Origin of the sequence: Sinomonas sp. G460-2 (genome assembly GCF_047759905.1) — a bacterium.
In the GTDB taxonomy this organism is placed as follows: domain Bacteria; phylum Actinomycetota; class Actinomycetes; order Actinomycetales; family Micrococcaceae; genus Sinomonas.
Genome location: NZ_JBKZWT010000208.1, coordinates 1 through 6,442 on the forward strand (window position 1 = coordinate 1; position 6,442 = coordinate 6,442).

6 protein-coding genes and 1 pseudogene are annotated in these 6,442 nt (G+C 69.4%); 1 reads left to right on the top strand and 6 read right to left on the bottom strand.

Features of this window, described 5'->3' with window-relative positions; all coding sequences use genetic code 11:
* Window positions 1-1,448 (bottom strand): bifunctional phosphoribosylaminoimidazolecarboxamide formyltransferase/IMP cyclohydrolase (gene purH / locus ACLN58_RS15975; protein WP_415856242.1); only part of this gene is annotated, 1,448 nt, incomplete at its 3' end.
* A 327-nt stretch (window positions 1,449-1,775) separates the two neighbouring features.
* Here purH and ACLN58_RS15980 point away from each other — a divergent pair.
* The gene (locus ACLN58_RS15980; RefSeq protein WP_415856243.1) at window positions 1,776-2,234 is read left to right on the top strand and encodes a DoxX family membrane protein; all 459 of its coding nucleotides are present in this window, start codon (window positions 1,776-1,778) and stop codon (window positions 2,232-2,234) included.
* 146 nt (window positions 2,235-2,380) lie between these two features.
* Here ACLN58_RS15980 and ACLN58_RS15985 read toward each other — a convergent pair.
* The 5 genes and pseudogenes from ACLN58_RS15985 to purN form a co-directional block, all read right to left on the bottom strand.
* Window positions 2,381-2,515 (bottom strand): annotated as a pseudogene (locus ACLN58_RS15985) (response regulator transcription factor); the annotation flags it as partial.
* 27 nt (window positions 2,516-2,542) lie between these two features.
* Window positions 2,543-3,814: an ATP-binding protein gene (locus tag ACLN58_RS15990; RefSeq protein ID WP_415856244.1), complete on the bottom strand. Its 1,272-nt coding sequence runs from the start codon at window positions 3,812-3,814 to the stop codon at window positions 2,543-2,545.
* Window positions 3,815-3,943: 129 nt separating this feature from the next.
* Window positions 3,944-4,756 (bottom strand): ABC transporter permease, encoded by an 813-nt coding sequence (locus tag ACLN58_RS15995; protein ID WP_415856245.1) that lies wholly within the window; start codon window positions 4,754-4,756, stop codon window positions 3,944-3,946.
* The gene (locus tag ACLN58_RS16000; protein WP_415856246.1) at window positions 4,753-5,658 is read right to left on the bottom strand and encodes an ABC transporter ATP-binding protein; all 906 of its coding nucleotides are present in this window, start codon (window positions 5,656-5,658) and stop codon (window positions 4,753-4,755) included. Before ACLN58_RS16000 ends, ACLN58_RS15995 begins: the two co-directional genes overlap by 4 nt.
* 120 nt (window positions 5,659-5,778) lie before the next feature.
* A complete protein-coding gene (purN, locus tag ACLN58_RS16005; RefSeq protein ID WP_415856247.1) occupies window positions 5,779-6,378 on the bottom strand; it encodes a phosphoribosylglycinamide formyltransferase in 600 nt (199 codons plus the stop codon).
* Between the last annotated feature and the right edge of the window lie 64 nt (window positions 6,379-6,442).

Consider the following 6,442-nt stretch of genomic DNA (forward strand, 5'->3'; position numbering starts at 1 on the left):
TTCGCACGCTCCACCGCGAGGCGGCACGAGTCCACGCGGTTGACCTGGCCCATGCCCACGCCCACCGACGCGCCGTCCTTCGCGATGAGGATCGCGTTCGACTTCGCCGCCCGGGACGCCTTCCACGCGAAGGCGAGGTCTGCGAGCGTGGCCTCGTCCGCCGGCTCACCCGTCGCGAGGGTCCAGTTCGCGGGGTCGTCGCCCGCGGCGTTGAGCCGGTCCGAGACCTGCACCAGCACCCCGCCCGAGATCTGCCGCAGCTCCGTCGGGTAGCGGTCGTAGCCTTCGGGGAGGGCGAGAAGGCGGATGTTCTTCTTCTTGGAGAGGATTTCGACGGCCCCCTGCTCAAAGTCCGGCGCAACGACGACCTCGGTGAAGATGCCCGAGAGCGTCTCCGCCATGCCCTTCGAGACCGTGCGGTTGGCGGCGACCACGCCGCCGTATGCGGAGACCGGATCGCACGCGTGGGCCTTGCGGTGCGCGTCCGCGATCGGGTCCGCGGAACCAGGCGTCGCGATCGCGATGCCGCACGGATTCGCGTGCTTGATGATCGCGACCGCGGGCTCGTCGAAGTCGAACGCCGCGCGCAGGGCCGCGTCGGCGTCGACGAAGTTGTTGTAGCTCATGGCCTTGCCGTGGAGCTGGTCCGCCTGCGCGATGCCCGCGGGGGCCGCCTTGTCCACATACATCGCTGCCTGCTGGTGCGGGTTCTCGCCGTACCGGAGCACCTCGGAGCGCTCGAGCGCAAGGCCCGCGTAGGCCGGCCAGTCGACCACGCCGTCGCCGTCCTCGTCGAGGAACTGGCTCGCCGTCCACGTCGCGACCGCCGTGTCATAGGACGCCGTGTGCGCGAACGCCTTCGCCGCGAGGCGCTGGCGGGTCTTGAGGTCGAAGCCGCCGGCCGCGGCGGCCGTGACCACCTCGCCGTAGAAGCCGGGATCGACGACGACGGCGACGGCGGCGTGGTTCTTCGCGGCCGAGCGCACCATCGCGGGACCCCCGATGTCGATCTGCTCGACGACGTCGTCCATCGCAGCGCCCGAGCGCACGGTCTCGACGAAGGGGTAGAGGTTGACGACCACGAGATCGAAGGGCTCGATCTCGAAGTCCTCGAGCGTCTTCATGTGCTCGGGCACGCGGCGATCCGCGAGGATGCCGCCGTGCACGCGCGGGTGAAGCGTCTTGACGCGGCCGTCGAGCATCTCGGGCGAGCCGGTGACCTCCTCGACCTCCTGCACGGGAACGCCGGCCGCCGCGATCCGCTTCGCCGTCGAACCCGTCGAGACGATCCGCACCCCGGCCGCGTGCAGCCCCTTCGCGAGCTCTTCGAGGCCTGTCTTGTCGTAGACCGATATCAGGGCACGTCGGATGGGAACACGGTCAAGCTGGATCACGGGGCACTCGTCTCTCTCGCGCGCGGCAGGGCGGGCAGGTGGGTTCCACAGCATTCTAGCGAGGCCCACTCGACGCCAGTCCCGCCGGGGCACGGCCCCCGGCCATGTCGACAACCGCCGCACTGGGGCCCCGAGCCCGCAGTGGGCGCCCTTCCCCGCATTGGGGGCCCGGGCCCGCCACCCCATTGCGGGGAGGCAGCCCCAGTGCGGGGAGGCAGCCCCAGTGCGGGGAGGCAGCCCCAGTGCGGGGAGGCAGCCCCAGTGCGGGGAGGCAGCCCCAGTGGCTCGAGGTTGACCTCCCCATTGAGCTTCGGGCTGACAATCCCGGCGCGGCTCCCTAGGCTGGAGGCGCGAAGAGGCCACGGATCGAAGGAGAACTCAATGGGATTCACGCCGAGCCACGCCATCCTGCGCCTCGTCACCGGGGCGTACCTCATCAATTCGGGCGTCACGAAGCTCTCTCTCGACGAGCAGAAGGCCGAGGCCATCCAGAACATGGCCGCCAACGCGATCCCGCAGGTCAAGCAGATCCCGGCCGCGACGTTCGGCAAGGCCCTCGCCGCGGGCGAGATCGCGCTCGGGTCCGCCCTCGTCCTGCCGATCGTGCCCACGAAGCTCGCAGCGCTGGGGCTCACGGCCTTCGGTGCGGGCCTCCTCGCGGTCTACGCGAAGACCCCGGGCCTCACCCAGGCCGACGGCGTTCGCCCGACCCCCGCGGGTGTGGCGATGGCCAAGGATTCGTGGCTCGCCGCGATCGGCCTCGCGCTCCTCATCGACCGCAAGCACCGCAAGGCGCCGAAGGCGGTCGCCGCGCCGTCCGGGAAGGGCTCGAAGAAGTAGCCGAGCACGCGCCGTCGGACTCTCACCACCGTGAGGGACGACGACGGCGCGACTCGCCGAACGAGCGGCAGTTTCACCGTGTGTCGTCGGCAGAAAGTGTGAGACTCCCACGGGCATGGCACGGGCGAGTCCCGCGCGCCATCCGGTCAGAGGATCCCGAGCTCGAGAGCCTTCGTAACGGCCCGCGTCCGGTCCTTGACCGCGAGCTTCTCGAAGATGTGGGCGAGGTGCGTCTTGACCGTCGCCTCTCCGATGAAGAGCCGCCGCGTGATCTCCGGATTGCCCGGTTCACTGCGGGTGCCGCTGGGCTAGGGGCCAAGGAGCGCCAGCGGAACCACAGCGACGCCGTCGGATCGCCGGTAGGCGTGTTCGCCGGTCGTGACGAGGACACGGTCCGCGACCATGTCCCCGATCTGGGCGTGCAGCCAGTTAAGGTGGCGGACGTCCTTGTCGCTGACCGACTCGCTGAGTTTGACCTCGATGGCTAGGACTCGGCGATCCTCTCCTTCGACGATCAGGTCGATCTCGTGGTCCGTCTCCTTGGTGCGCAGATGGCCGACCTGCGCCGAGACGGCCGCGGCATACACCCTGACGCTCTGAGCGACGAGTGACTCATACAGCGCGCCGAGCCAGGTGCCGGCCGTCGCGGCCACCCGATCGCCGGAACCTTGCAACAGCCCGGCTCTGCCAACACCGACGAGGCGCGCTGCAAGCGCGGGATCGACCAGATGATGCTTGGGCGAGAGGGTGAGCCTCTTGAGGGGGTTGAACATCGGCACCCAAGCAGGGATCGGATCAAGAACGAAGATCCTGTTCAGATGCTCGCGGTAGTTGTCGACGGTGGCACGGGAAGGCTTGTCTACGATCCCGGCGGTGGCCGCATCGAGGATCTTGGTATACGCCGCATCCGTCGAGGTGGCCGCGGCGTACGCCGTCAGCCAGGCGCGGAGCGCGTCCGGACGCCGCACGTTCAAGCCGTTCTCGGGCAGCTCTCGCTCCACGATGCGCGAGAGGTAGCTGTCGAGTTGGATGGCCCGCGCCCGGCCGGGAAGACCGCGGATGCCGGGAAACCCGGAGGCGAGGATCTCGTCCACGTACCCGGCCAGATCGACGTCGGAGCGGCCCTTGATCGCCGGCCGGCTGCCGGTCAGCAGTTCCGCCAACGACACTTTGGGTTCGATGAGGCCGCGCTCGGCGATCGAGAGCGGGCGCATCGCGAGGCTGACGATTCGGCCCGCGCCGGAGTGGATGCGCACACCGGGCGCAACGACGGCGGAACCGGCGAGGAGGAACCGACCACCGCGTGCGTCGTCGTCGACGGCCTTGCGGACGCGGTCCCACACCGCAGGCGCGAGCTGCCACTCGTCGATCAGGACCGGGGACTCCACCTGCGTGACGTAGTCGAGGTCGGCGGCGACGATCTCCCTCTGCGCCGGGAGGTCGAGCGAGATCAGCGTCCGCGCACGCTGCATCGCGGTGGCGGTCTTGCCGACGCCCTTGGCGCCCTCCAGCGCAATGGCCCCCAGATGGGGGAACAGCTCATCAAGCAGCTCGTCAATGACACGGCGATGGTAGGGCATACGGCGAACCTAGCAGATGGACGCCTTCCAGTTAGGAAATCCGACGCGATACAACTAGGCGTTTCGACGAGTTCAAACGAGGCATTCCGCCACTCCGCCACTATCCAGCGGCGACGCCCCTTTCGAGCCTCAGGCGTCGCGCCGGATCCAGCGGAACGTCAGCCGGCTCACGAGCAGCCCCACGACGAGCCACACCACGAGCCACACTCCGACCCAGCCGAGCTCCCAGCTCCCGTGCTGTTCGAGCACCTTGAACCCATCGGGCAGGAACACCGAGCGCATCCCCTGGGCGATCCACTTGAGCGGGAAGACGCTCGCGAGGTTCTGCATCCAGTCCGGAAGCATCGAGAACTGGAGGTAGACCCCGGAGATGAACTGCAGCACGAGCACGATCGGCACGACGACGGCGGTCGCGCTCCGGCTGCTCCTCGGCAGGGCGGACAGCGCGATGCCGAGCAGCGCGGACGTCACGGTGCCGAGGACGAAGACCCATGCGAAGGTGCCCCACGCGTCCCACGACGTGGGCAAGGCCACGCCGAACGCGAACTTCGAGACGACGATGAGCATGGCCGCCTGCAGGACCGCCGTCACGAACACCCGGCCGAGCTTGCCGAGGAAGTAGGAGACGGGAGAGAGTGGGGTCCCGCCCAGCCGCTTGAGCGTGCCGTCACCCTTCTCCCCCGCGATGTCCACGGCGAGATTCTGGACGCCGGAGAGCAGGATCCCCGCCGCGAGCATGCCGGGCAGGTAGTACGCGGCGACCGAGACGTGGTCCGGGGAGCCCGGCCCGAGGGTGATGTCGCCGCGCGAGCTGAACGCCGCCGCGAAGATCCCGAGCATGAGCATCGGGAAGAGGAAGGTGAAGAACACTGTGTCCGGCGAGCGGAAGTACCCCTTGGTCTCGTAGCTCGTGCGGGCCATTCCTAGCGACATGACGCTCATGCCAGCTCCCCTTCCTCAACGAGCTCCGCCGCGGAGGCCTTCGAGCCCGCGGCATGGACCAATCCCAGATAGACGTCTTCGAGGCTCGGACGGATGACCTCGAGTTCCCGCGGCTCGCCCCCGAACCGGCGCGCGAGGTCCACGACGAGCTCTGCCGGGCGCTGGGTGCGCTCCTCGCGCGGGGCGCCCGACTCGTCGCGCCAACGCACCACCGGGACGCGCGCCTCCGCTCCGCCGAGCTCGTCGATGTGGCCCACCGCGACGAGGCGGCCGCCCACGATCACGCCGCCCCGATCTCCGAGGCGGGCGGCCTCGTCGAGGTAGTGGGTGGTGAGGAGGATCGTGGTTCCCTCGGCCTTGAGCTGCTCGATGAGCTTCCAGAATTCGCGCCGAGCCTCGGGGTCGAAGCCCGTGGTCGGCTCGTCGAGGAACAGCAGCTCCGGGCGCCCCACGATCGCGAGCGCGACGTCGACGCGGCGCTGCTGGCCGCCCGAGAGCTTGCCGATCCGGGTCTTGGCCTGCTTCTCGAGGCCCACGGCCGCGATCACGTCCTCGACGTCGCGGGGGTTCGGGTAGAAGCGCGCAAAGTGGGCGAGCTGCTCCCGGACCGAGTACTGGCCGCTTTCCCCCGTGGACTGCAGGACGATCCCGAGCCGCGCCTTCCAGTCGAGGCGCGCGTGGGCCGGGTCGGCGCCGAGCACGCTCACCTCGCCCGCGGTGCGGTGGCGGTAGCCCTCGAGGATCTCGACGGTCGTGGACTTGCCAGCACCGTTCGGGCCCAGCAGCGCGAACGTCTCGCCGCGGGCAATGTCCAGGTCAATACCGGCGACGGCGGTCAGGTCACCGTATTCCTTGCGGAGCCCGCGGACGCGGACCGCTAGATCGGCAGGATTGGTTCTCATGCCACGAGCATGACGCGGTTTGGCTCGCCGCGGCACCCGTCAGGAGGCCGATGTGTGCATCCCCCGATCCGGGGATGCCGCGGTGGGCTCTGCGGCAATGGACTCTGCGGCAGTGACCGACTATGCGGCGGATGTCCCGTTCGACGGCGCCGGGAGCTCTCCTGCCCCGAGGCGGCGCAGGACGTCGATGAGCAGCCGCCGCTCGACGACCTTGATGCGCTCGTGGAGCGACTCCTCGTCGTCGTCCTCGGCAATGGCGAGCGCCTCCTGGGCGATGATCGGGCCCGTGTCCACACCGGCGTCGGCCCAGTGCACCGTACACCCGGTGACCTTGACGCCGTAGGCGAGCGCGTCACGGACCCCGTGGGCGCCCGGGAATGCCGGGAGGAGCGCGGGGTGGGTGTTGAGGTAGCGCCCGCCGAAGCGCTCGATGAACTCGGGGCTCACGATCCGCATGAAGCCCGAGGAGACCACGAGGTCCGGGGCGTACGAGGAGACGCGCTCGGCGAGCGCGGCGTCCCATTCGGCGCGTGTGGGGAACGAGTTGAAGTTCACCACGAACGTCTCGAGCCCGGCCTCTTCCGAGCGCTCGATCCCGTAGGTCCCGTCGCGGTCCGCGCCCACAGCGGCGATCTCGACCTCGAGCTCACCGGCCTTGACGGCGTCGATGACCGCCTGGAGATTGGAGCCGGTGCCGGAGACGAGGACCACGATGCGCATGGATCAACCTTAGGCGACCGGCACCGCGCGCCCCTTCCGGAGCACGCCGCTAGCCGATGCACGC

Bases quoted from the DNA above. Each gene is read 5' to 3' on its own strand.
- ACLN58_RS15980 (WP_415856243.1), top strand. From the start codon at position 1,776: ATGGGATTCACGCCGAGCCACGCCATCCTGCGCCTCGTCACCGGGGCG.
- ACLN58_RS16000 (WP_415856246.1), bottom strand. From the start codon at position 5,658: ATGAGAACCAATCCTGCCGATCTAGCGGTCCGCGTCCGCGGGCTCCGC.
- ACLN58_RS15990 (WP_415856244.1), bottom strand. From the start codon at position 3,814: ATGCCCTACCATCGCCGTGTCATTGACGAGCTGCTTGATGAGCTGTTC.
- purN (WP_415856247.1), bottom strand. From the start codon at position 6,378: ATGCGCATCGTGGTCCTCGTCTCCGGCACCGGCTCCAATCTCCAGGCG.
- ACLN58_RS15995 (WP_415856245.1), bottom strand. From the start codon at position 4,756: ATGAGCGTCATGTCGCTAGGAATGGCCCGCACGAGCTACGAGACCAAG.